The 23,169-nt window shown below is 39.8% G+C and carries 18 protein-coding genes; 13 read left to right on the top strand and 5 right to left on the bottom strand.

Annotated elements, in window-relative coordinates:
- Positions 1–63: 63 nt before the first annotated feature.
- From AAH582_RS00890 to AAH582_RS00915, 6 genes are all read left to right on the top strand, one after another.
- Complete coding sequence (locus tag AAH582_RS00890; protein WP_343320972.1) at positions 64–756, top strand: hypothetical protein; 693 nt, start codon at positions 64–66, stop codon at positions 754–756.
- Positions 757–782: 26 nt separating this feature from the next.
- A complete protein-coding gene (locus tag AAH582_RS00895; protein WP_343320973.1) occupies positions 783–2,081 on the top strand; it encodes an SUMF1/EgtB/PvdO family nonheme iron enzyme in 1,299 nt (432 codons plus the stop codon).
- Positions 2,082–2,113: 32 nt separating this feature from the next.
- On the top strand, positions 2,114–3,130 hold the full coding sequence (gene gldN, locus AAH582_RS00900; protein ID WP_343320974.1) for a gliding motility protein GldN: 1,017 nt from the start codon (positions 2,114–2,116) through the stop codon (positions 3,128–3,130).
- Positions 3,131–3,285: 155 nt separating this feature from the next.
- Entirely contained in the window at positions 3,286–4,248 is a 963-nt protein-coding gene (locus tag AAH582_RS00905; RefSeq protein WP_343320975.1) for a nucleotidyltransferase family protein, read from the top strand.
- A gap of 131 nt (positions 4,249–4,379) precedes the next feature.
- Positions 4,380–6,293, top strand: a complete 1,914-nt coding sequence (locus AAH582_RS00910; protein WP_343320976.1) for a polysaccharide biosynthesis protein — start codon at positions 4,380–4,382, stop codon at positions 6,291–6,293.
- Positions 6,294–6,543: 250 nt separating this feature from the next.
- Positions 6,544–7,452, top strand: a complete 909-nt coding sequence (locus tag AAH582_RS00915) for a DUF4625 domain-containing protein (protein WP_343320977.1) — start codon at positions 6,544–6,546, stop codon at positions 7,450–7,452.
- 138 nt (positions 7,453–7,590) lie between these two features.
- On the opposite strand, the gene AAH582_RS00920 is transcribed toward AAH582_RS00915, so the two are convergent.
- From AAH582_RS00920 to gldL, 3 genes are all read right to left on the bottom strand, one after another.
- Complete coding sequence (locus AAH582_RS00920) at positions 7,591–8,334, bottom strand: hypothetical protein (protein ID WP_343320978.1); 744 nt, start codon at positions 8,332–8,334, stop codon at positions 7,591–7,593.
- Between the two features lie 645 nt (positions 8,335–8,979).
- Positions 8,980–10,515: a gliding motility protein GldM gene (gene gldM / locus AAH582_RS00925; protein WP_343320979.1), complete on the bottom strand. Its 1,536-nt coding sequence runs from the start codon at positions 10,513–10,515 to the stop codon at positions 8,980–8,982.
- 30 nt (positions 10,516–10,545) lie between these two features.
- Positions 10,546–11,358 (bottom strand): gliding motility protein GldL, encoded by an 813-nt coding sequence (gldL, locus tag AAH582_RS00930; RefSeq protein ID WP_046673819.1) that lies wholly within the window; start codon positions 11,356–11,358, stop codon positions 10,546–10,548.
- Between the two features lie 323 nt (positions 11,359–11,681).
- Between gldL and AAH582_RS00935 the strand changes: the two genes are divergently transcribed.
- The 5 genes from AAH582_RS00935 (at position 11,682) to AAH582_RS00955 (ending at position 17,254) form a co-directional block, all read left to right on the top strand.
- Positions 11,682–12,767 carry a mechanosensitive ion channel family protein gene (locus AAH582_RS00935; RefSeq protein ID WP_343320980.1) on the top strand — a complete coding sequence of 362 codons (1,086 nt, stop codon included), beginning with the start codon at positions 11,682–11,684 and terminating at the stop codon, positions 12,765–12,767.
- Positions 12,768–12,853: 86 nt separating this feature from the next.
- Positions 12,854–13,924 carry an endonuclease/exonuclease/phosphatase family protein gene (locus AAH582_RS00940; RefSeq protein ID WP_343320981.1) on the top strand — a complete coding sequence of 357 codons (1,071 nt, stop codon included), beginning with the start codon at positions 12,854–12,856 and terminating at the stop codon, positions 13,922–13,924.
- Positions 13,925–14,111: 187 nt separating this feature from the next.
- A complete protein-coding gene (locus AAH582_RS00945) occupies positions 14,112–15,239 on the top strand; it encodes an acyltransferase (protein WP_343320982.1) in 1,128 nt (375 codons plus the stop codon).
- 8 nt (positions 15,240–15,247) lie between these two features.
- Complete coding sequence (locus AAH582_RS00950; RefSeq protein ID WP_343320983.1) at positions 15,248–16,426, top strand: aminopeptidase C; 1,179 nt, start codon at positions 15,248–15,250, stop codon at positions 16,424–16,426.
- A gap of 39 nt (positions 16,427–16,465) precedes the next feature.
- Entirely contained in the window at positions 16,466–17,254 is a 789-nt protein-coding gene (locus AAH582_RS00955) for an HAEPLYID family protein (protein ID WP_343320984.1), read from the top strand.
- A 571-nt stretch (positions 17,255–17,825) separates the two neighbouring features.
- Here AAH582_RS00955 and AAH582_RS00960 read toward each other — a convergent pair.
- Both AAH582_RS00960 and AAH582_RS00965 read right to left on the bottom strand, forming a co-directional pair.
- Complete coding sequence (locus AAH582_RS00960; RefSeq protein WP_343320985.1) at positions 17,826–19,661, bottom strand: hypothetical protein; 1,836 nt, start codon at positions 19,659–19,661, stop codon at positions 17,826–17,828.
- Positions 19,662–19,691: 30 nt separating this feature from the next.
- Positions 19,692–19,943 carry a hypothetical protein gene (locus tag AAH582_RS00965; protein WP_343320986.1) on the bottom strand — a complete coding sequence of 84 codons (252 nt, stop codon included), beginning with the start codon at positions 19,941–19,943 and terminating at the stop codon, positions 19,692–19,694.
- A gap of 1,265 nt (positions 19,944–21,208) precedes the next feature.
- Between AAH582_RS00965 and AAH582_RS00970 the strand changes: the two genes are divergently transcribed.
- Together AAH582_RS00970 and AAH582_RS00975 are read left to right on the top strand one after the other, a co-directional pair.
- Positions 21,209–21,385, top strand: a complete 177-nt coding sequence (locus tag AAH582_RS00970) for a hypothetical protein (protein WP_201666789.1) — start codon at positions 21,209–21,211, stop codon at positions 21,383–21,385.
- Positions 21,386–21,429: 44 nt separating this feature from the next.
- Positions 21,430–23,010: a FimB/Mfa2 family fimbrial subunit gene (locus AAH582_RS00975; RefSeq protein WP_343320987.1), complete on the top strand. Its 1,581-nt coding sequence runs from the start codon at positions 21,430–21,432 to the stop codon at positions 23,008–23,010.
- Positions 23,011–23,169 lie beyond the last annotated feature (159 nt).

A 23,169-nucleotide genomic window follows, 5' to 3' on the forward strand; every position in this document is an offset into this window, starting at 1 on the left:
GATTATTTGCAGCTCGAAATGACTCGTGATACTTTAAACACAAGCTCTTTAAATATTTTATCTATGAAAAAACAATATCTATACGCACTTTTTGTCGCCTTCTTGCTAACAATTGGTTCAGTATCGGCTCAGTTTTCGCGTCCTGTTAGTGTCGGGGCTGGTGCAGGTGCAACAATCAATCTAACAGATTTGGGAAATGTAGAATCGAAATTCGCTTTTTATGGTGAGGCTGATTACTTAATCACACCTTATATCTCCGTAGGACTGCATGGTGAAAAAGGGACTTTGGCTGGAAATGGTTATGATAGTGATTTTAAGAACCGTTATTTTGCAGGAAATATTAATGGAAAAGTCCGTTTAGGTCAGTTTTTGGGAAATGCGGATAACTATAGCTATTACACGTTGGAGGCTAATACTTTTTCTCGTATTCTTTCGAATGTTTACGTTGGTGCTGGAGCCGGGTTGGTGAAAAATCGAATAGAAAGAAAAATCTCAGTTCTCTATGCTAATTATTTAGAATCTGTCGGAGGTGAAATTTCAAAGAACGTAGGCGAAGTCCATTTTGTTCTCCCTTTAAATGTGGGTTTAGATATTCCCTTTGGTAGAACGTTATATGGACCTCAGTTTGCAATTAATGTAAACTATCAGCATACATTGACATTCAATGATAATCTGGATGGGATCATCAATAAAAATAATGATCAATACGGCCTTATTTCAGTGGGTGTGAAATATGGATTATTTAACCGTAAATAAGCAAATCAAAATTTTAATAAAACGAAATGATGAATACACTAAAAAGGTTCTATGGCAATCGCTTACTTGGGCTTCTTTCGCTGGCTATTTTAATTGGTTTTGCTGCCTGTAAGTCTAATTCTGCAATGTATAAAGCGCCAAAGGTAAATGCCTTTCGAGGAGGAAAATTACCAGCGCCCCCGGGGATGGTTTATATTCCTTCCGGCACTATTCTTTTTAAAGGTTCTTTAGATAGTGGGAATGTAGGGAAAAATGTAAGTGTAAGCGCCTTCTTTATTGATGAAGCCGAAGTCACTAATAAACAATATCGCGAATTTGTAAACTGGGTGGCTGATTCGGTTGCTGTAACAGATTATCTCAATGATGATCAATACTTCCTGGAGATTGCCGGCGAACAGGTAGGTCAAAAGCGTATCAATTGGGCGAAGGTGAAAAAGATATCGCCAATATGGAAAAGCAATGATCCAAGTATTCAGGAGCGCCTAGCGCCTATGCTTGAAATGCATGGAAATAGACGTGCGCTAAATCCCGAAGTAATTAAATATCGTTTCTCTTACCTACAGTCTAAAGGTAACGTAAAGAAGAAATATGTTACAGATACCGTTGCTGTAATGCCTGTGGAAGATATTTGGACAAAGGATTTTCCGAATGCTCAACTCGCATCATTGGATGCTAATTACTTTACGCACCCTTCTTTTGATTATTATCCAGTAATCGGTGTTACCTGGAGACAAGCTAGGGCATTTACAGACTGGAGAGCAAACGAAATGGCCGCAACGATACTAAAAAATTCTTATTTGAATGGATATCAACTGAGTTTGAGCTTGCCTACCGAAGCGCAATGGCAATATGCAGCTTCCGGGAAATTGGATCCGCAGGATACCATAGCTGGTTCTAGAATGACTATCGATGGTACGGAAGGCAAAAAGAAATTGGCTGTCAACTTCAAACAAGGCGAAGGAACTTATTCCCGTGATGGTGCTACGTTCACACTACCCGTGAAATCGTATATGCCAAATGCTTTTGGTGTCTATAATATGGCTGGAAATGTATCGGAGTGGACGCTTGATGCTTACAGTCCTTCAGCTGTCGTATTTGTCAACGACTTGAATCCAGCGTTGTTGTATGATGCGGATGCCAAAGATGGTGATGCCCTGAAACGGAAGGTTGTACGTGGCGGGTCCTGGAAAGATAATGGTGAACAATTGAATAGCGAGACGCGTAATTATTCGGTAGACTATGAACCGCATTCTTATATCGGTTTCCGTTGTGTCATGTCGGCTTTTGAAATGCCTACAGTACAGAGCAAAACACGTAAGTATTAACCCGCTGTTTTAAAACCCCAAAATCGATAACAATGAAAACAAAAATAGTATTGATAGCTGCGATGACTTTTGGAGTTGGGTCATTGTTTGCTCAGCAAGAGACAACGATAGATACTGTCCCTAAAAATCAAAACATTCTAAATAACGTCAATGCAGCTAACCCTGTTACATCAGGGGAAGTGATCCAAGATACAATTCCTTTAACAGATGGATTTTATCAGGCCAATAGCATGGAGGATGCTGTCCCCTTTGCATATCCTGAGGTGAATAAGAAGAATATTCGTTTTTACAAACGTGTATGGCGTGATATCGATCTAAAAGATGAAAAGAATAATATCCTTGCTATTCCTGGAAACTCTTTGATTGAGGTGGTCATGAAAGCCATTGAAAAAGGGAAACTTTCGCTCTATAGTCCGGATGATGATTCTTTCAAAGGCCGACTGAGTGCTCAAGAGGGGATGGCCCGTTTTGCGGATAGCGTACTTGTGCCAATTTTTGATGGTGAGGGTAATCAGATTGATTCCAAAATGGCGCTTAATGAATTTGACCCGGCACGTGTGACCAAATTTAGAATTAAAGAAGATATCTTCTTCGATAAGCAGCGGAGCCGATTGGAAACACGGATTATCGGTGTAGCTCCTTTAATGAATATTACAACTTCCGCAGAGCTTGCGGAATCTGTCGGGGCGACACCTGCATTCTGGTTATATTTCCCACAATTGCGGTATAGTCTTATCCAAGTGGATATTTCTGATCCAGATAAGGGACTTTATGACATGACCATGGATGATTTTTTTGTGCAAAACAAATTTGCAAGTACCATCGTGCGTGAATCTTCTCCGGGCATGTTGCAGAATCTAAAGGAAACTGAAAACGGCGGACAGCAGTTGGACGGAAAAAAAGTAGAAGAGAAACTGGATGCGTATAAGAAGAAATTATGGAGTAACCCTAAAGGGGTAAAAGCCGAAGAGCTGGAAGGAACGCAGTCTAATGACGGTAAAACTTCACAGAATCAAAACTTGCAAAAGGAAACGGAACAGAAATTGTAAAATAATGTAATTTATTTTATTCAAAGCGAGCTCTCTATTATAAGAGAGCTCGCTTTTGTTTAATAATTCATTATTTAATAATGTGGAAATTATGAAACTGGTACCAATATTGCTATTGGTTGCAGGCGCACGATAAAAATCACATTTGAATAGAAATGAACAATAGTATTGAGAATATACAGAAACCCATTTTAGTAATTTTGGCCGCTGGTATGGCGAGCCGCTATGGATCGGCTAAGCAAGTAGAAAGCTTTGGGCCGTATGGTGAAAAGATAATCGATTACTCGATTTATGATGCCATTCGTGCTGGATTCGGAAAGATTGTTTTTGTCATCCGGGAAGAATTCTTAGAAATCATGAAAACAAATGTTGGAGCCAAACTTCCTGCATCTGTCGAGGTTGCTTACGCTTACCAGGATTTTGACCTAAAAAAGTATGGTATTGATAGAGTTGTGGAACGCCAAAAACCTTGGGGTACCGGTCATGCCGTAATGAGTGCCGAGCATGAAGTGGATAGACCGTTTTGTGTAATCAATGCGGACGATTTCTATGGCTATGATGCTTTTCAAAAGATGGCTGATTTTCTAACCCAAAGAGCAGATGATCAAGAGATGGCGCTGGTCGGTTTTGAAGTTGGTAATACCCTTTCCGACTTTGGCTATGTCTCCCGCGGCGTATGTGAAGTGAATGGAACAAATCATTTGCAGAGTGTGACCGAAAGAACTAACATTTACCGAAAAGACCAGGATATTGTCTTCGCACAGGAGGGAAAGGAAACTGTTTTACCTGGCGATACTCGAGTTTCCATGAATTTCTGGGGATTTACACCCAAAATATTTGAGATTGCCCGTAGCTTGTTTCCTGATTTTGTAGAGAAAAACCATGAAAATCCCAAATCCGAATTCTTTATTCCTGATTTACCGGATTATATGGTCAAGCAAGGTATTGCCAATTTTTCGGTCCTGCCTACCGATGCAAAGTGGTTTGGTGTTACCTATAAGGAGGATAAGGAAGAAGTACAGCAAAGTATTCATCGACTGATCGAGGCCGGCTATTATCCGCAGCGTTTATGGCAAGAAAAAAAAGTCGTGGATGAAAGTATTTATTTGGATTTTTAAAAATTACTATTTCTTTTAATATACACCATAAAAGTTCTCCGATATCACTGGAGAACTTTTACCGTATTTATACCATTTATTTGGTAAATTTGCACAAACTTAAACCTTGAAAGGGATTTAATATTTTTTTAATGAGTAATGTATGGAAAGAGGGCTTATCTATTAATAAGCCACGTTGGATCATTCTGTTGTTGGATATGATCATAGTCGCGATCGCTTTCTTTGCCAGCTATGTGCTGATCTTTAAGCATAGAGGTGGTATTGAGATCGAGGCAATGCAACAGCAGGGCCTCCTGGTGTCTGCCATATACCTAGTTTGGTTCTGTCTACTAGGGACTTTTAAAGGGGTGGTTCATAAAACAGGTATACGTGAACTGCAGCGCATTGTGATGGCTATTGTACTGGCTTATTTTTCTACGGTGCTTATCTGTAGAATATTGGAATGGTCGCAACCCGAATTTTTAAAAACGATCTTTCCTTTTTCAGATACTCAATTGCTTTTCCACGCCTTGATTGCGGGGTTCGGAATGACCTTTAGCCGTGTACTTTATCGAGCACTCTATCACGAGCTAATGTGGGGTAATAAAGACAACCGTATTCCGGTGATCTTGTTTGGAGCTGGAAATATGGGCAATACAACCTTTCATTTTATCCATACCACATCACGCAACAAATATCGGATTGTAGCCATTATGGATGATAATCCGCATCGTATTGGCAACCGAATACAGGGTTTTAAGATTCATGATATCAGTGAGCTAAATAAAGCATTTGTTCAGCGGCATGGCAATGCTGCTGAGCTTATCGTTGCAATAGATAATAGGGCTCCCGAACGATTAAGCAGAATTTTTAAGTTGGCCGAACCGATTCCTTTAATTGTTAAAATTATTCCAGATACGGCTCGTTTGATGGCAGGGGAGGTGGCGACCCGACAAATACGCAGTTTGCGCATAGAGGATCTGCTGGGACGTAAAGCGATCGACCTGGACAATCCTGCTATTGCTGCAGAGATGAAGGGACAGATCGTATTGGTGACAGGGGGAGCAGGTTCTATTGGCGGAGAACTGGTGCGTCAGCTCGCGCATACGAATTTAAAGCAGCTTATTGTGGTAGATCAAGCGGAATCTTCTTTGTATGATATTCAACAGGAGCTGAGCTCTTCCGCAAATTTTGCGCGTTGTGTATTTATGGTGGGCAATGTCCGGGATGCCGTATTTATGGATACACTGTTTCAATTCTACAAACCAACATACGTCTTTCATGCAGCTGCCTATAAACATGTGCCTTTGATGGAAGCCAATCCATACGAATCTATTTTAACAAATGTATGGGGTTCGTATAATGTTGCTTTGCTGGCCGATAAATATAATGTAGCCAAATTTGTTATGGTCTCCACGGATAAGGCTGTGAATCCGACCAATGTCATGGGGGCTACCAAACGTGTAGCGGAGATTGCTATATCGACGGTGAATATAATCTCCAAGACCAATTTTATTGTCACGCGTTTTGGTAATGTGTTAGGATCCAATGGTTCAGTCATTCCATTATTTGAAAAGCAAATGCTCAAAGGTGGGCCGCTGACAATTACCGATCCGAATATCACCCGTTATTTTATGACCATACCCGAAGCCTGCCAATTGGTTCAGGAAGCCGCAGTGATGGGTAAAGGCGGTGAAATATTTGTCTTCGACATGGGCGAACCCGTTAAGATTATGGATCTCGCCAAACAGATGATCCGCTTAAAAGGTTACAATTACCCCGAAGATATTGACATTAAAGTCGTAGGTCTCCGACCGGGTGAAAAGATTTTTGAAGAGCTTCTGGCGAATGGGGAGAATACCGAAAAGACGTATCATGAGAAGATTATGATTGCAAAGGTCAACACCCCAGACCTGGCATTGCAAAAAGCACGAATTGAGCAACTTTGTGCACTCGCCAAGACTGCAGATCCGAATGATGATAAAATGAAACTAGTGCAATTGGTTAAAGATATCGTACCGGAATTCCGCTCCCAAAATTCTGTTTTTACTTCATTGGATAAGTAAACGTATTATGGCAAAGAGACCAGTTTGTTTTGCTAACGGGCTGTTTTTTTCTCTCTAAGGGTAGGGCTATTTTCAGTTTCGTAACCCGGATTCTGTGATTGCATGGCTTCGGCCTTTATGAATGTTACTCCTCCATTATTTCCACCTTCTTTGCTATAGTAAAAAGTTAAGACAGTTGTTTTATTGCAACTGTATTGCTTTTGTTTTTATTATATTTGCAACTATATTGCATTAATAAAAGATATACTATATGATCAAACCAATAAAAATTATCCTGGCATTTATGCTCGTATCTGAGCTTTTTGTATCCTGTAAAAAGGAAGGGGAGACACCTGAGGTCGTTTCACCAAAGGTAGAAAACGTAGAAATTGGCTATGCCAATAATAAACAAGCAATCCGAGGGCGGGATTTTCATTTTAATGCAGATATTCTGGCTGGAGATAAAATCGAGTCCGTTCGAGTCAAAATTTTGCCTAAGGCTGGGCTGACGAACTCATCGCCATGGAAAATGGAAATTGTTTGGGAAGAGTTTATGGGATTAAAAAATGCCAATGTGCATAAGCATTTTACCATTCCAGTGGAAGCTCCTGAGGGTAAATTTGATTTTTTATTTATCGTAAACGATGTTAATGGATCAAAGCTTGAGTTAAAGGAAGATTTTCAGATCTTCGATGCGGCTAATATGCCTGTTGACCCAATTGTGGACCGTGACATCTTCTCCCGAAACGATGATATGGTATACTATATGAATACCTATGTAGAGAATCCATTGGTTTTCAAAAAAGGGGATAAGTTTACGGCACGTGCGCAGATTAAGCAAATACAGGGGGATGGTATTTTATATACAGCATTGATCAGGCGAACCCTGAATCATTTTCCTGAAACGGTTGATAAACTTGACCTAACGAAGGCTATCATTATTTCTAAAGTTGAGCATAAAGATCTGGGACCGGCGTCAAAAGTCAATACTTACAAGTTGGTTAATGGCGTGATAAGTGGCGATGACATTATAATCGGTGCCGAGACAGATGGTTTAGGCAGTCAGATTACCGGTGACCGACAATGGCAATCTGGTCAGTACAATCTCGTTATATTATATAAAAATACCACGTTTAATATGAATACTTTTAAGTCTATTCCCATTACTATTGAGTATTAGAAGATATTGGCCTAGTTAACTATATCAAAGCTTTCCCAGTTAAGGGAAGGCTTTTACTTTTTTAATAGATGCTCTATAAGAAGGATGAATTACCGGTTTTACTTGAAGAAATTGCGACTGATGTTATAGCTAATTATATCATTGTCCGCTGATCGGGAGTTTACTGATATATATGATCGCTGTATCTGTGGAAGTTGGATAAGTACGTTCATTGCCTTTAACAGTCCACTCAAAACGAGTTCCTTCAGCGCCAATATAAAGTCGATTTTTCTTATCGTGGTAGACATAGTTCAGTTGTCGGCGGAAAGGAAAATTGAGCAGCTGTTCATCTTTATCAGTAACTCTCACTAGTTTGTCTGGCTGCATTAACGGACGTCCATATTCTTTGTCGATGATTTCTTTGGGCTGAGGGACGATTTTGTAAGATTCGTTTTCACTGATTTTTGTTTCTTTTCGATTGACCCGTACTTTATCATAGACTTCGTAGCCGTATTTGCCCTTTGTGCTCCAACTTTTGCCATGATCCAACGAGAATAAAAATGGACTTGTCGAATGGTCTTGGAAGTTGCTTAAAGCCATCAGTTCTCCCTGATACATACTGAAGCTTGGTATGCCAAGTCCTGCATCGCTGACCATTTGCCATGAAGCTCCTTTATCTGTAGTCATATAAATCTTGTACATGGTGGCCACAACCAGGGTGTCGTCGATATTGCCGTAAATAGCCGATGTGCCTCTGAGCTGTCCCGGGATACTCAATTTCGTCCAAGTAGCATCTTTCGTTTCAATATCGATATGATCTTTCGGCTCAGTAGGGTCGTCCTTTTGGCAAGAACTAAAAAACAGGCCGATGGCGCAGACAAAAAGCAGGGTTCGTAGAGTCATTTTAAATTGCATGTTTTTTGCGATTTGAGTAAACAAGCTGTGTGATTTTTAAGCTTAATATAATTTTAAAGATAGTTATAATAACTTAAAGTTATTATATGTGTGGATATATATTTTTGTTTTCAATACTTTTCAAAAAGAAATGTAAGGTCGAAGGGAAAGTCTCCTCTAATATAAAACCTTTAAAGGGGAAAAATAAGATGCGATTGCAATGAAAGTTTGAGTAATTTTTAGCTGCAGAGAACCATGGCAAATAGTAGCCAAATTAAGCCTTTTGACATTGCTCGTTCATTGCTCGTTCAGTGTTTGTTCAGTGTTTGTTCAGTGATTACTCAGTGTGTAATGGATAAACATTGACTGATTACTATGTAAGAATTGATTGAAAACTGTTATTAGGCATAACTTTGCATTACTGTGTTTCGGTTTTATTGTTTATCTAATACCTAGGGAGGCAATTAGGGCAACCATCAAAATTGGCGGTAATCGGACTGTAGCTGGGGAAGCAGATTCTGTTATGTTTCTGTAAAGCTAAACTAAGCTGTTATGTGCGATCCTGCTATTCAGAGTTGCGTAGAATTGCATAAAAAAGAGGCTATTCAACTGGATAGCCTCTTTCATTCGTTATTTAGAAACAGGTCGCTTACATTAATTGGCCGTCAAAGCAACTGCATTGAGCTGTCTAGAGGTTCCATCAGGACCTACAGCAACGATATTGTCGAAGATAACGCGTGTGCCTGGTACAATGCCATTAAGGGCTGATGACATGCTTGAACTCAGCTGGCCACCAGAAGTGGACAGTACGATTGCATCCGCACGCGGCTTGGCAATGATCATCGTAAATTTGGTGACCCTAAAAGTTGCATCAAAGTCAAAGTTATCGAGTTTGGCAAAAAGTGCATTTTGTGCTTTCAATGCTACGGTAGCCATTGATCCGCCTGTTTTGCCCGCAAACTTGGCAATCGGATCCGGAATACGTTTCACACGGAATTCTGTCGAACTCAAAGTTTGTGTTTTTCCCGGTGCCACCTCAGCCGAGACCGAGATATGTGCTGTACCCGGAGAACTTACTTTCACATTATACTTACCACCACCGGCACTGGAAATACTACCCCCACTCATGCTGACACGGATTTTATCGGTAGATGTACCGGGAGCTGATACCGATATCGGGTTGTTTACACCAATATACAGTACATTCATTTTGTCTGGTGATACCACTGCCGAAGGACGCGCAACCTGATAGGTCTGTTGCGGTGTACGATATTCTTTATAAGATCCGTCTGTCTGTTTGACTTTAATTACCCCAGTCCAGGTATAGATGCCTTCACGGCTGGTGTTGACCGAATAAACACCTTTTCCATCCACCACCTGAAGCGATGATCCATTGACCGAAATGGCCGGTTCAGATTTGGAATCGGATGCCGTCAGAAATACTTCGGCTTTGTACGGTTGGCCTTGTACCAAGTAAGAAGTCGGAGCCACAGCAACCGCTGCAAATTTGTCCAGGTTCACGACGGCCTGATCCATTTTACCTAAAATAAGCTTAACCACATCAGACTCGGCGTTTTGTGCGTCGGTCTGTATTTTGGTCAAAATCGTCATGGCTGCGGTCAAAGGGGTACCACTGCCAAAATTAATTTCCTCCCAGGATTTTTTGCCATTTACAGCCTTCTCCGGATCTTTAGCCTCCAAAGAGAATGAAACCATTTTTTGTTCTTCAGGTGTCAGTAGGGCCAATAGTTTGGTACGCGTTGTATTGATTTTGTCTTTTAATTGGGCACCCTTTTTCTCGTTGATCATCAAATTTGGGGAGATGTCTTCGTTTTCACGTTGGGCAAGATCGCCCTTTTCTTCATCATAGCCACCGCCTTGTTTAACGAACTCTTCTTTTAAGGAAGCGATATATTGATTGAGTTCCCCAATAATAGCCTGTGCTTTTTTAGCCTTCTCATAAATGGGCTTGGCACGTGCGGGTTCTTCCTTTAATTTGGTGTTTTCGAATGCGGTGAACAGCTGCTGAACGGCCGTGCTGACATTCGACTTGGATGTTTCGAGACTGTTGTTGATATTTTTGAATGCATCCAAGATGGAATCCGGTACATTGAGCGCCAATAAGGCGAGCAAGACCAGATAGAGGATGCCAATCATCCTTTGTCTTGGAGTTTCTCTTCCTAATGCCATTGTTTTTGATTTAAGTGATACAAGAATTAATTACACACGCGGTTGATTCATCGCGCTCAACATGTTGCCATAGATGGCATTCAAGGCATTGAGGTTTTTCGCTAGCTTGCCCACTTCATCTTTAAACGCTTTGGAATCATCCAGCGATTCGTTGAAGTTCTGCATGGTAAAGCTTAGGTTCTCATAAAACTTGTTCATCGATTGTAAATGTGATGCCGAATCGCGTAACTCACGTTCATACATCGCATTTAATTGACTTAGATTGGTCGTCAGACTTTTTACCTGCTCGTGGTAGTTGGATGTATCACCTGAGGTGTTTGACATGGCGACTAGGTTTTGCGAAGCTTTTTCGAAAGCGAGACTCAGGTTGTCAAATTTGGAAGTTGCTGTTCTGAGCTTATTCGTAAATTCCTCTGTGGCTAATGAAACATCAGACAGTTTATTGATAGCTGATACCTTTTCACTGAAATCACGTAGGCCACGACCTAGATTTTCAATGCTTGCCGGTTCAATGTTGGCATCGGCGAACATTTTATCTAAAGCTGCAGTTGCCGATGGCCCTGCCGGTTGAGCAACCACAGTTTTTCCTCTTTGTGGAAGCTCGCCATTAAAATTGTCGTCCAATTCGGGATAAACGCGGGTCCAGTCCGGTTCTGGTGCTGGCGGGTTGAAACCCATTAAAAAGAAAAGGAAGGCCTCTACACCTAAACCGATTCCGATCATATAGTTGGCTGTGGTGCCACCAATATGTAGAATCTTAAATAGTACCCCGATGATGACGATACTCGCTCCCCAGGATATGGCCACATTCAGCCATCTAGAATTGTCTTTTTTCTTGCTCATTGTTAATCTATTATGTTTTGGTTTAATTTTCTTGGAAAGCTTATGCGCTCATCTACATCCGTTTTAATAAACGGTCAATGTTGTTTCTATAGTATACATCCGATAAATCACCTATTTAGTTAGTTGTCTGCAATTGGCTCTGTAGACTCAAAAAACATACCAAAAGAGGTTTGCATTCCCTGCAAATTTTAAAAAAACGGGAGTCCACAGCAGTCAAAATTCGTTCTCTCTAATCGATCTTTCTCAAAATAAAACAAACGTTAGGCCTTCTTAGCAGTTATACTTTAATAAGAGATAAGTCGTAAACACAAAGAAAGAACAATATGATGAACGAAACATTAATTCAACTTTCACAAAAATGGCCCTCATGGCTCTGGAATATTGCATTAATCCTCTTTTCGTTTTTAATAGGTTTTCTGATCAAACTGATTTTTATACCGCTTTTGCGAAGACAGGCCATTCAGCAGGAGTCTTATAGTTTATTTCGTTCCTTTGTAAGACGTTTTAGCCGTGTGCTAAGTATTTTTATACCATTAATTGTTTTTAATAGTTTGCTGCCCTTTGCCCAATTTAACGAACGGACACTCCGCATGGTCAGCAAAACCAACGAGCTTTTGCTCGTCAGTTTTTTTGCGGTTGTACTGATCCAGGGGATCAAGGTTTTTGAGGACTATCTCTACCATCGTTTTGATGTCAATAAGGAGAATAACCTGCGCGAACGGAAGATCAGGACACAAATTGTCTTTATCCGAAAAGTGGTGGTTACTCTGATCATTGTGATTTCCTTGGCAATCATCCTACTCAGTTTTGATAGCATGCAAAAGATCGGCGCTGGCCTACTTACAGGTGTGGGAGTTGGCGGTATCATTATCGGTTTTGCAGCACAGAAGTCCCTTGGAAATTTGCTTGCTGGTTTTCAGATCGCTTTTACGCAGCCCATTCGCATGGACGATGTCCTGGTGGTCGAAGGGGAATGGGGCCGTGTGGAGGAAATCAACTTGACCTACGTCGTCGTTAATATCTGGGACAAACGCCGTTTAGTATTGCCCATTACCTATTTTATTGAAAAACCATTTCAAAATTGGACACGCACAACCTCGGAGATCTTAGGAACTGTATTTATCTATACAGATTTTACCGTACCCGTAGGGCTACTACGTGAGAAGCTGACGGCCTTACTCACCGGACATCCGCTTTGGGACGGTAAAGTAAACGTGCTTCAGGTGACTGATTTTAAAGAACGTACCATGGAGATCCGTTGTCTGATGAGCTGCCGCAATTCAGGCCAGGCTTTTGACCTACGCTGTTATATACGTGAACAGATGATTGCCTATATCCACAAGAATTTTCCGAATGCATTAGCCAGAACACGGGTAGATTATCAGGTGAGTACGCAAAAGGGGCTGTAATAGCGAAGTAGCGATCGAGAAATGATAATCTGTTGAAAAATAAGTGTAATTTATTTAAGTTTGTTTAAAATGTTAGCATTAGCGATATGTTGATTTTCTACGTTGTATTCTCGGGAATATTAATTCTACTGAGTGTATTACCTTTCATCCAGAGCCAACATTGGATCTTTCGGGTAGCCGAATTTGTCAAGCTGCAGCTGCTGGTATTTCAGGTGCCCGCATTGGCGATGGGTTTTTATCTTGTGGGGGAAGACTCATGGATATGGTGGTTGCAGGTAGTACAGTTGGCGCTGATCGTATACCATACCTATATATTGATACGCTACACCAAATTTTGGCGTCGTGAAAAATATGAAAAGGGCAAAGATGCATCGGATAGTATTAAAGTGATCTCCTGTAATGTGCTGCAATTCAATACGGCGTATAACCGCTTTATTGACCTGATTCAGAAAGAAAAGCCGCAAATTTTTTTGACCATGGAAAGCGATGCGGCATGGGAAAAAGCCTTACGTGTGCTGGAAAGTGATTATCCTAATTTTGAGAAGGTAACCCTGGACAATACCTATGGTATGCATTTTTATTCCAATCTGAAGATCAACAAATGTCAGGTGCATTATTTTGTAGCGGATGATATTCCGAGTATTGAAGCCGAACTGGAAACCGCCGATGGACATCGTTTTGTCTTTTTTGCTGTACATCCACCGCCGCCGAGTCCGACCGAAGAGGAAACTTCCAAAGAAAGAGATGGCGATCTGCTCAGTGTGGCCAAGCGGGTGCGCGATTATAAAATGCCCGTGGTTGTTACAGGGGATTTTAATAATGTCGCTTGGGCCAAATCTTCGCTCTTGTTCAAAAAAACCAGCAAATTGATCGATGCACGTATTGGCCGGGGTATTCTTTCCACCTTTCATGCCAATTATTGGTTTTTTAGGGTACCCTTGGATCTGTTGTTTCATAGTCCAACGGTATTTATCGATAAACTTTTTATTTATCCTTCTGTTGGATCGGATCATTTTCCAATGGGCTGTACCTTTTTTATCGACCGCTACTCCGAAGAGCAGGCGGAGGATATTGAGCACCTGGAGGAAGGTGATATGACTGAAGTCAATGAAATGATTGCTGATGGAAAAGAGGAAGAAAGTGACAATCGGAATTAATAGGCAGGAGTCAGATTTTGATTATTAAAGATAAGGTACCTTTTATGTAAAAACTGTTCAATAGAGATTTGGTGCAAGTAGTTGTTATTCAGTTGTTTTAATTTGTTTATATTTAAATAACTGTGTGCTAATATCGACAGAAATATGTAAATTAACAGGCACTAATCATTTTCTTTAAATCTAACGAATGGATAAAGATTATCATAGTAAACTGGACGACGAACAGCTGTTGTCCAAGACCATCGATTTTCTGCGTTTCCCACTAATTGTTGGTGTGGTATTTATTCATACCGACTTCTCTGATGTGGTTATTAAAGGCGTTAAAAGCATCAATTTGGTTAACTATCCCATTTTCACACACGCTTTTTTTCTATTTTCCAAAGTCATTTTCGAGGTGTGCGTACCGCTCTTTTTTTTAACTTCTGGCTTTTTGTTCTTTTACAAAACGGAAAATTTTTCATTTAAAGTTTACCTGAAAAAATTAAAAGGACGTTTCCGTTCGTTGTTCATTCCTTATATCTTTTGGAATGTTGTTGTGCTCCTTTTCTTCTTTCTAGCACAGACTTTTCTCTCGGGAAGTCTGATGTCGGGAAGAAATAAATTAGTAACAGATTATAGTTTGATGGATTGGATTTGGTCTTTTTGGGATACATCGCATATTAACCCGCATGTCGAAAAGACTCTTCCCGTCAATTCTCCATTTTGGTTTATACGTGATCTGATGGTGGTGGTGCTCACATCCCCATTGCTTTATTTCCTCATTAAAAGGCTAAAAGTTTATGCCGTTATACTCTTAGGTATAATCTGGGTCATCAACCCTTATTTTTATCAGCCGGGACTAAGCACTGTATCATACTTTTTCTTTGCCGCGGGGGCCTATTTCAGTATCAATAAAAAGAATTTTGTAGAAATAATGAAACCAGTACTGTATCAATCAGGAGTTCTGTATTTGTTATTGGTGATCGCCCAATTTTATTTCTTAGGTATCAACTGGTGGAGCTATCTGTATTGTGCTGGAATTATGACGGGGCTTGTGTTCGCTGTAGCATTGTCCGCGCATTTTATTGAAAAAGAAAAATGGCAAATGGGTCCCTTCTGGACGAATGGTAGTTTTTTCGTTTTTGCGTATCATCGTTTACCCTTGGTATTCGTGATCAAATTCTTATTTACATTAGTGCGGCCACATTCTGATGTGGCCTTGTTATTTTTATATTTTGCTTGTCCTACGCTTATAATAATACTGGGATTGCTGAGCTATAGCATCATGCGGTCCTTTTTGCCCAAATTTACAGCTATCATTTGTGGAGGAAGATAATGGATTTTATGAAAAAATATAAATGGATTATTGGTTTGTTGATATTTGTCTGTCTCTCACTGTTGGTGAAATATGGACTAAAATTCTACAACAAAAGCCAGCAGAAGCGAATTAAATCTGAGTTTGAATTTACAGACCTGATCAATTTGGGTTGCACTTCGGTCAAAAATCAGGGCGCCTCAAATACCTGCTGGTCCTATACGGGCAATTCTTTCCTGGAATCTGAAATGATTAGAATGGGCAAAAAACCAATTGAGATTTCACAGATATATACGGCACGCCAGGCCTATCTGGAGAAGGCCCGTACCTTTGTGCGGCTGCATGGCGGGCTGTCAATGAAAGAAGGTGGGCAGTTACACGATGTATTGAATACCTACCGTAAATATGGTGCAATGCCCAGGTCGGCGTATTCGGGACTCCGAGGCGAGGCGACTTACAATGATTTTAGTGAGCTGACGCCGGCTTTGAATACCATGCTTAAGGTATTGGTCAAAAACAAACGACTGACATCAAATTGGGAGCGAGCATATATCGCGACAATGGATGCCTACTTAGGGGAGTTACCAGCACAATTCAACTATGAAGGTAAGATGTATACCCCCCGCACATTTGCGGATCAGTTCATTGGGATAAATCCGGATGATTATGTGGGTTTAGCCTCGGTAACGGACCAATCCTATTACAAGCCATTTGTGTTATTGGTACCTGACAACTGGTCCTTCGACCGGTTTTATAACGTACAGATGGATGATCTGACCACTGTTATTGATCATGCATTAGAAAAGGGGTTTACTGTGGCCTGGACAACCGATATCTCAGATCCTGGATTTTCCTGGAACTATGGTGTTGCCTATGTTCCCGAAAAATCGATTAATCAGATGACGGCTGAGGAAAAGGATGCCATGTTCGTTAAACCTCAACGAGAAAAAAAGGTGTCGGCAGCGGAAAGGCAAGCGGCCTTTGACAATTGGGAAACAACCGATGACCATGCGATGCACATTGTTGGGCTTGCAAAAGATCAGCAGGGAAAGGAATATTATCGCGTTAAAAATTCTTGGGGGAAATCCAATGAATATCATGGATATCTGTATGTATCCAAAGAATTTGTCCGTTTTAAAACCCTGACAATAATTTTGCATAAAGCAGGGCTGAGCCCCGATTTTAGATTGAAGCTTGGCCTTTCCTGATTCCCAATTCTTTCCATATTTCAGACGGATGTTTGTGCTATGGAAAACAATAAACTTACTTCTCGATGCTTGCGCGCATGTTTATTTATATTTGCAACAACCTGTTCGGTTGGCGCTCTCGCCCAAGAAAATAAATCCTTACCCGATAAAGTGCATCATGCCGAACCTTTATATAATGATCTTGTCCGGGATCTCGGTGCGCGGAAAGGAGAGAAGGAATTTAATGTCGGCGCTGATATTAAAAGAATGCATTCGGCTGATGAATTTGGCTACCTTATGGAGTATGAATTTGCGCCTATAGATCGATTGGGATTGGAAGCTGAAACAGATTTTGCATATTCAAAAAGCCGCATGGCCAATGTGTCATCCAGCAATCAATTGGAAAGGTTGCGTCTATCGTCGCAGTATTCCTTTTATGTTTCTAAAAAACAGGCAACAACCTTGGCTGTTGGTTATACACAGATCTTTGATTTTGTGGATGGTGGTACTATGTTTAATCCATTTTTTATAGCCGCCAAAAACTGGTATAGCAATTGGCATGCATTGATTTACACGGGGCCAGAATTCGCCTATCGTTATGGTTCATCGGGTATGGATACGGCATGGCAGATGAACACCTCATTTCATTATACCATACCGCAGACAGATCACTTTATTGGTATTGAGGTCAATCAGGAAATTTCTTCGGATGGGATACAAACGACATTGCATCCCCAAATTAAGCTAGGGCTGAGCAACAAAATAGCCATTGGTATGGCTGTGGGATTGCCGGTTAGTGGCAAAGAAAAAGTGCTTAGTGGCTTTTGGAGGCTGATCTATCAATTATAGGGTATAAAGCATATAGCCGTATGTCTTTGGAACAGTTAGATCATGTGTACTTACTTCTTTTTGGATATGAAATCTTGTAGCTTAATTGCTTTTCTGTTCTATTCTATTGATTTTTGGTAATTCCAATAAAAGCTAAAATATAAGCCCATAAATCGTCAATAAAAATAAATGGGGCGAACGCCTTCGCCCCATTATATCCATTAATATTATCAAGTCGAACGCAAAAAAAATGACTTGACGAGCCAAAAGTAAAAAATTAATATCAGACTTACTATGTTAAAATTTGTTATAATCGTGTAAAAATACCTAGTGTGGTTATGAAGCTACAAGATTTTATAAACAACCCTTACAGGGCAATAGCTGCCCATACATATTCGCCATTTTAATGGCTATGAAAAGATTTATATAAAAAGAAACAGTTTTATACCGCTCGATTCTTTAAAGGAGCAGTTCTTCGGTCGGTTAACGAATTATATTGGGAGGATAAAAAACAGGAGCCACTTATAAAGCGACTCCTGTTGAATGTGTATGTTGCCGTATTAGCTTAGATCAAAAGAATCTATCTTTAAGCTTAGTTTGGAAGCACCGGCATTGGATCGTAACCCACTGTATTTGGATTCCAAGCTCCATTACGAACACAACGGACGTTCATCAAAGATGACTTGATAACATTGACGCTGTTTAAAAGCGTGATACCTAAAACATTTGTAGATCTAAATCCTTTGTATCCAGCATTTAAGTTTAGAGGAGGCACACCAGCATACCTGTTTCCTAGATAATGCGTGACCCCTAAACCTGCAATGGGCTCAAGAGGGGAGAGTAACGAGCGGTCATTAGTCCAGAAGGCAGTATATTTTCCGCCAGTTGTACCTAGGTCTAATGTGATAAGATCTTCTACAAGAGATAAATCTCTCATAAAACCATTAAAGTTAAAGCGCAATTTGTTTGTTGCAGAGGTTGCTGTTCCATAAGCCGCATTAAATCCTGCTGTAGCTGTGAATTCAGAGTAACCAGCTCCAGCCGTCGATGTTGCGCCAGCGACGTTGGCAGCCAATGCGTTTTGAACATCAACTAAAGCGTCTAATGTACTACCTAATACATTTAAATTCAAATCACCTAACAAGCCTGTTAGCCCATTGGAATTAATTGGGTCCAAATCTGCTTTTGCAGGCGTTTTCCAAAGTCCTGCCGGATATACTAATGCGCAAGGATCTTTTGGTGACGCATATGTACCTAAAACTCCTGGTTTTGCAGCACCGTATGAGAAGAAGCTTCTTGCATCTGATGTTGGCTGATTGAAATGATAGAAGCGGTAAGGGTTGTAACCCGCTTTATAATATAAGTTCGATCTTGACCATTGTACACCACCAAATGTTAAAGGTGACTCGGTGATACCCAATAAGAAGCGGTGGTTTTTGCCGCGTTCAGGTGTAATCGTTTGTCCTTTTGAAGTGCTACCGGCAAAAGAGCGCTCGGTCCCATCTTCAAGTTTAATCTTAAGCGCGCTTAATGATACAGTCAGATTCTGTTGTGTTTGATCCGCCGTGTAATAATAAGCAATTTTTTGCTGCCCATCAGAGCCTGGTGCATTTACAAAATCAGCATAGGTCAATGCTGGAAGGGTAACATTTGTCAATGTACCAACGAATGCTCCGGTTAATACATCTATGGTTCCTGTTTTGGCGTCACGGCCTGTAACAGCAACGGTAGCGGAATTAATTGGTGCAAACATACCCATTGTGTTTATCTCAATACCGATCCGGGCCATGACACGATCAAAATTAATATTGATCGGAACCGGCGCACCGCTAACCGTAAAATCGCCTGAAGCACGTAACACATCGGTATTTCCCGGAAGTGCTAGGCTTTGGATCTCGGGAACCTGAGTTGTTGTTGAGTTGAAAGATAGCGCAACCCATTTATAAGCCGATCCATTCGTAACATCGATTGTGACAGTTGATTCGGTGCCAGATGATAAATCTATTGATTTGTCGAAAGTAAAAGTGCCGCCAACGTTCTTGTATAAGAATAAGCGATATTTAGTGCCGGCTGTAACAGGCGAAGCAGCACGAGTGCCATTGGATGCCTTAAGACCTATTTGATCTGCAGATACAATTTCAGAAATCGGCAGTTTATTATCGATACCAGTAATGGCGTCAAATCCATTTGCATGAATAAGTTCAAGTGAATGTTGATCTGAAGATGATTTGGATGTACTTCCTTTGGTTTTAATACTTTCACCATCGCTGATTCCTGCGATACGAACAACTATTTGTGCCTTTCCATCCGGAACTTCCTGTCCATTTTGGTTTTTGTCCTTATTACAGCTTGTTACTGCTAACGAACCTAATGCTAAAAAAGCGGCCAAGGCAAACTTACTTGCAAAATTTTGGTTGAATGTTTTCATAATAAAATAATGTTAGTGAGGGATAAAAAATTAGAAACCGCTTGTATCCCAGCCTGATCCGCCTGTGCCTTCTGTGTCATTGATGGTTGCACTTCCATTCCCGGGTTGTGCAACCTGTGATCCTGCAGCAATGCCTTGCTCCAGCTCTACTACGTGCTCCTTGATGGACGGAGCTACGTACATTTTTTTTGCGTTCTTATTCATGATAATATTATTTGGATAATCCACGCTGTTGTCAGCGTGGGGTTTAAATTTAATGGACAATTCTAAACCTTTGTTCATGTTAAAAATACAATCGTTACCAAACAGCTTTGTCTTTGCGTATAGACAAGTGATGCTGTTCTCACGAATGTATTTTAAATTTATTTGTCTGTTTGTGTGTTTCTAGTTTAATTGTTAATACTATACTAATGTCGGTTAGCAATACTTTTCCGAATTGAATTGTAATATTACGACTTAATATCAACTTGTGCAAAAAAAAATTGTAAACTTTTTTTTAAATCTAAATTGGTTTACCGATAAAAGTAATTTCTCATTTGTAAAATAATAGCCCTATTTTTTCTAAATCAATACGATTTATAGCAAAAAATGGCTCTTTTCGTAATTTTTTTGGTTTCTATATATGTTGTTTAACATAGCTTTAACAAGTGTGTTTCTATTTTGTTTTAGCTGTTTTAAAATATTTTGAGGCTATTTGTTATTTTATAATTAATATGTTTAAACAAGTATGATTTTTTAGCTGAGTTTCCTATTTGAATAGCAATATCTGTTAGTGGATTTTTAAAGTATTTGCTGAACATATGTGGATAATGATTATTCTGTTAATCATTTTGTTGCCTAAATATAACACTAATTTAAATCTATTTTATTGTTTTTCGGCAATTCAATGATTTTTTTATTGTTTTATGATTTGAAATTATTGAAAAAATAAAAACAACAGGCGACTTCTTAATTTTTTATTTATTTCATATTAAGTAAATTGTATTGACAACTATTTTAACCGAATGGGATGTACTATTGATTTCGGTTAGCGAATAAAATGGGTTGATTTCTCCATTTTTAAAGTGGTATGGACATTTTGGTTCGGGGTTCAAATAAAAAAGGCAATGAGTTGATTTGGTTAACAATTTAACTTTGCTGAACGGTTTTGTCTACTTTTGTTAGGTGATGGCGTTTATGGTGTTGTTTGTAACTATCTATATTGCTTTGTTAACTAAAGGAAACAGTGTTCAAACATCAAGTTATGGCTATCTTGTTTTAGGCGATAAGTCTTACCTTTTCTGAGCTAATTATAAGGGGATATCAATAGGAAATGTCATGTAATTGTCTTTGTAATTGCTTGTTTGTAGCGGCTTCGCTACAATAAAATAAACATCGGTTAAAATCTTATTTCAAAATCCAAATATTATCTACTTTCGTGCAACTTCTGAAAAAGGAGAGCCATATTTTCTATGCTAACACATTCTTTGTCAACTGATTTTGTTTCGACGGAGAAGACTGGAAAATTAACATGCAAAACGCTTTAGAACATTTTAAAAGATATAAAAATGAAAACGAACAAAGAAAACTTGATTAATTCAAATGCTCAATTGGTGTATGTTGCTCCTCGCATCACAAAACAAAATGTTGAATTGGAATATAGTGTAGCGGCAGGTTCAGTACACAACAATTCGATTACGGAATCTTGGCAAACAGAAACACAGAGTCAAGATGTCGAATGGTAATATTGGTCATATTTAATTAATTAGTAATATAAACAATCTTTTTCATGAATAGGTTTACAATGAACTTTGGAATAACATCAATCTTGGCACTTGCTTTATTTGTTTCAGCTTGTAATAAAGATAATAATGTCGCTATCAGTGAAGAGACAACTGTCCGTCTAAATATAGGTCAAGCTTATGCGAAAGCGGATCCTGTCAAAACCGCTGCGGTAGGACGTAACTATGCGTCCGCAGTGCAAACTGTTGAAATTCCATTTGATAATCAATATACATTAGTGGCTACATTGACTGCGGAAACTGCAGCTTCTTCAAGTCTTAAAGCATCTAATCGTGCTGCTACGGTATCAACTGGAAGCGAACAGGATCCTTTAAAACAAGGAACAATATATTACGTTGCAATTTTTGATGCCGCAGGTAATTATAAAGAAACAAAATCCTTTACACAGGGAAATGCAGCGCCAGAATTCAAAATCGATCAAGGGAAATACACTTTTGTCGTTTACGCTTCAGGTACTAATAAAACTTTACCATCGATTGCAGTGGGAGCAACATTGGCTTCAGTTAATTTCGAAGGATTGACTGCAGATAAAGACTTTATGCTTGATCAGGTTCCTTTTGAAGTAAAAGCTGGTCAAAATGTGTTGAATGCTGATTTGGAGCATTTGTTTTCACAGGTAACAATGAAATTTGATGCTTCTGCACTAGGTACGGTAACAAGCATCAGTGGTGCTACAATTGCGCCTTCGAATGCATCAGTGGATGTCGCCTTGGCCAGCGGAGCCTTGACTTTTAACGGAGCTGCTAATCCGGTTGCTTTTAATTTGAAAAATACGAGTGGAGCGATCATCAATTCAGACTCAACTTTTATTACAACTGCCGCGACAGCCAACGGGACAATCGTACTTTCTGGTGTTTCGATTGGCGGAAGTGCTGCGAAGAATTTATCCAAAGGGGGATGGAATATTAAGCCAGGTGTGAAATATCAATTAGATATCACACTTAAAAAGCCGATTGAAGTGAATATTGGAGATGAGGTCTGGGCTTTGGGTAACTTAACCTACGCGCTTGATGGCGATGGAAACCCTGTTTATAGTTTTGCTAAAACAAATGATACTTATGGAAACTATTGGTTTTCGGATTATGCTAAACCTAAGGTTTTCGATGTTAATAATCAACGCCCAACACGTGATATCAATGGGGCGGCTCAAGATCCGTGTTCGTTGGTTTTACCTGTAAATACTTGGAGATTACCGACGGCTGATGAGATCAACCAATTGATCAATAATACGAATAGCGGTGGAAAAGATAATCCTCACGATGTCAATGCATGGGCACCTGCTCGCTATGTGGATACGTATGATGGTACATTAAACACCAACTTGGGTATGTTCTTTGGAAAGCAGGGTAACCCTGGTGCTGATCGCTATAAATTCTTGTACTTACCTTACGGTGGATCGTATAACGATAACAATAGTGGTGATGGAATGGGGTCACAAGGTTTGTATTTACTAGCAGGTAACCAAAGACTACAGATGACGGGTTCGAAAGGTGATGCTGGATGGTCAATCAATGTTGGTCCGGCTGAAGCAAATTACGCTTATCAAATTCGGTGTGTAAGAAAATAATAGCTCGATCAATGATGAGGTAATTTATTTGGATAATAAATTTAATGAAAAAGCATTTCCCGATCTGGGGAATGCTTTTTTGCATGACCAATTGACTGCTTCCAAAAATTATTTGCTAAATTGCTCCCTGTCTAAGCATTATAAAATGTTATTTGGGTA

The organism is Sphingobacterium multivorum (assembly GCF_039511225.1).
Classification (GTDB): domain Bacteria; phylum Bacteroidota; class Bacteroidia; order Sphingobacteriales; family Sphingobacteriaceae; genus Sphingobacterium.

Coding starts and splice junctions, on each gene's coding strand:
- AAH582_RS00890 (WP_343320972.1), top strand. CDS start 64: ATGAAAAAACAATATCTATACGCACTTTTTGTCGCCTTCTTGCTAACA.
- AAH582_RS00895 (WP_343320973.1), top strand. CDS start 783: ATGATGAATACACTAAAAAGGTTCTATGGCAATCGCTTACTTGGGCTT.
- gldN (WP_343320974.1), top strand. CDS start 2,114: ATGAAAACAAAAATAGTATTGATAGCTGCGATGACTTTTGGAGTTGGG.
- AAH582_RS00905 (WP_343320975.1), top strand. CDS start 3,286: ATGAACAATAGTATTGAGAATATACAGAAACCCATTTTAGTAATTTTG.
- AAH582_RS00910 (WP_343320976.1), top strand. CDS start 4,380: ATGAGTAATGTATGGAAAGAGGGCTTATCTATTAATAAGCCACGTTGG.
- AAH582_RS00915 (WP_343320977.1), top strand. CDS start 6,544: ATGATCAAACCAATAAAAATTATCCTGGCATTTATGCTCGTATCTGAG.
- AAH582_RS00920 (WP_343320978.1), bottom strand. CDS start 8,334: ATGACTCTACGAACCCTGCTTTTTGTCTGCGCCATCGGCCTGTTTTTT.
- gldM (WP_343320979.1), bottom strand. CDS start 10,515: ATGGCATTAGGAAGAGAAACTCCAAGACAAAGGATGATTGGCATCCTC.
- gldL (WP_046673819.1), bottom strand. CDS start 11,358: ATGAGCAAGAAAAAAGACAATTCTAGATGGCTGAATGTGGCCATATCC.
- AAH582_RS00935 (WP_343320980.1), top strand. CDS start 11,682: ATGATGAACGAAACATTAATTCAACTTTCACAAAAATGGCCCTCATGG.
- AAH582_RS00940 (WP_343320981.1), top strand. CDS start 12,854: ATGTTGATTTTCTACGTTGTATTCTCGGGAATATTAATTCTACTGAGT.
- AAH582_RS00945 (WP_343320982.1), top strand. CDS start 14,112: ATGGATAAAGATTATCATAGTAAACTGGACGACGAACAGCTGTTGTCC.
- AAH582_RS00950 (WP_343320983.1), top strand. CDS start 15,248: ATGAAAAAATATAAATGGATTATTGGTTTGTTGATATTTGTCTGTCTC.
- AAH582_RS00955 (WP_343320984.1), top strand. CDS start 16,466: ATGGAAAACAATAAACTTACTTCTCGATGCTTGCGCGCATGTTTATTT.
- AAH582_RS00960 (WP_343320985.1), bottom strand. CDS start 19,661: ATGAAAACATTCAACCAAAATTTTGCAAGTAAGTTTGCCTTGGCCGCT.
- AAH582_RS00965 (WP_343320986.1), bottom strand. CDS start 19,943: ATGAACAAAGGTTTAGAATTGTCCATTAAATTTAAACCCCACGCTGAC.
- AAH582_RS00970 (WP_201666789.1), top strand. CDS start 21,209: ATGAAAACGAACAAAGAAAACTTGATTAATTCAAATGCTCAATTGGTG.
- AAH582_RS00975 (WP_343320987.1), top strand. CDS start 21,430: ATGAATAGGTTTACAATGAACTTTGGAATAACATCAATCTTGGCACTT.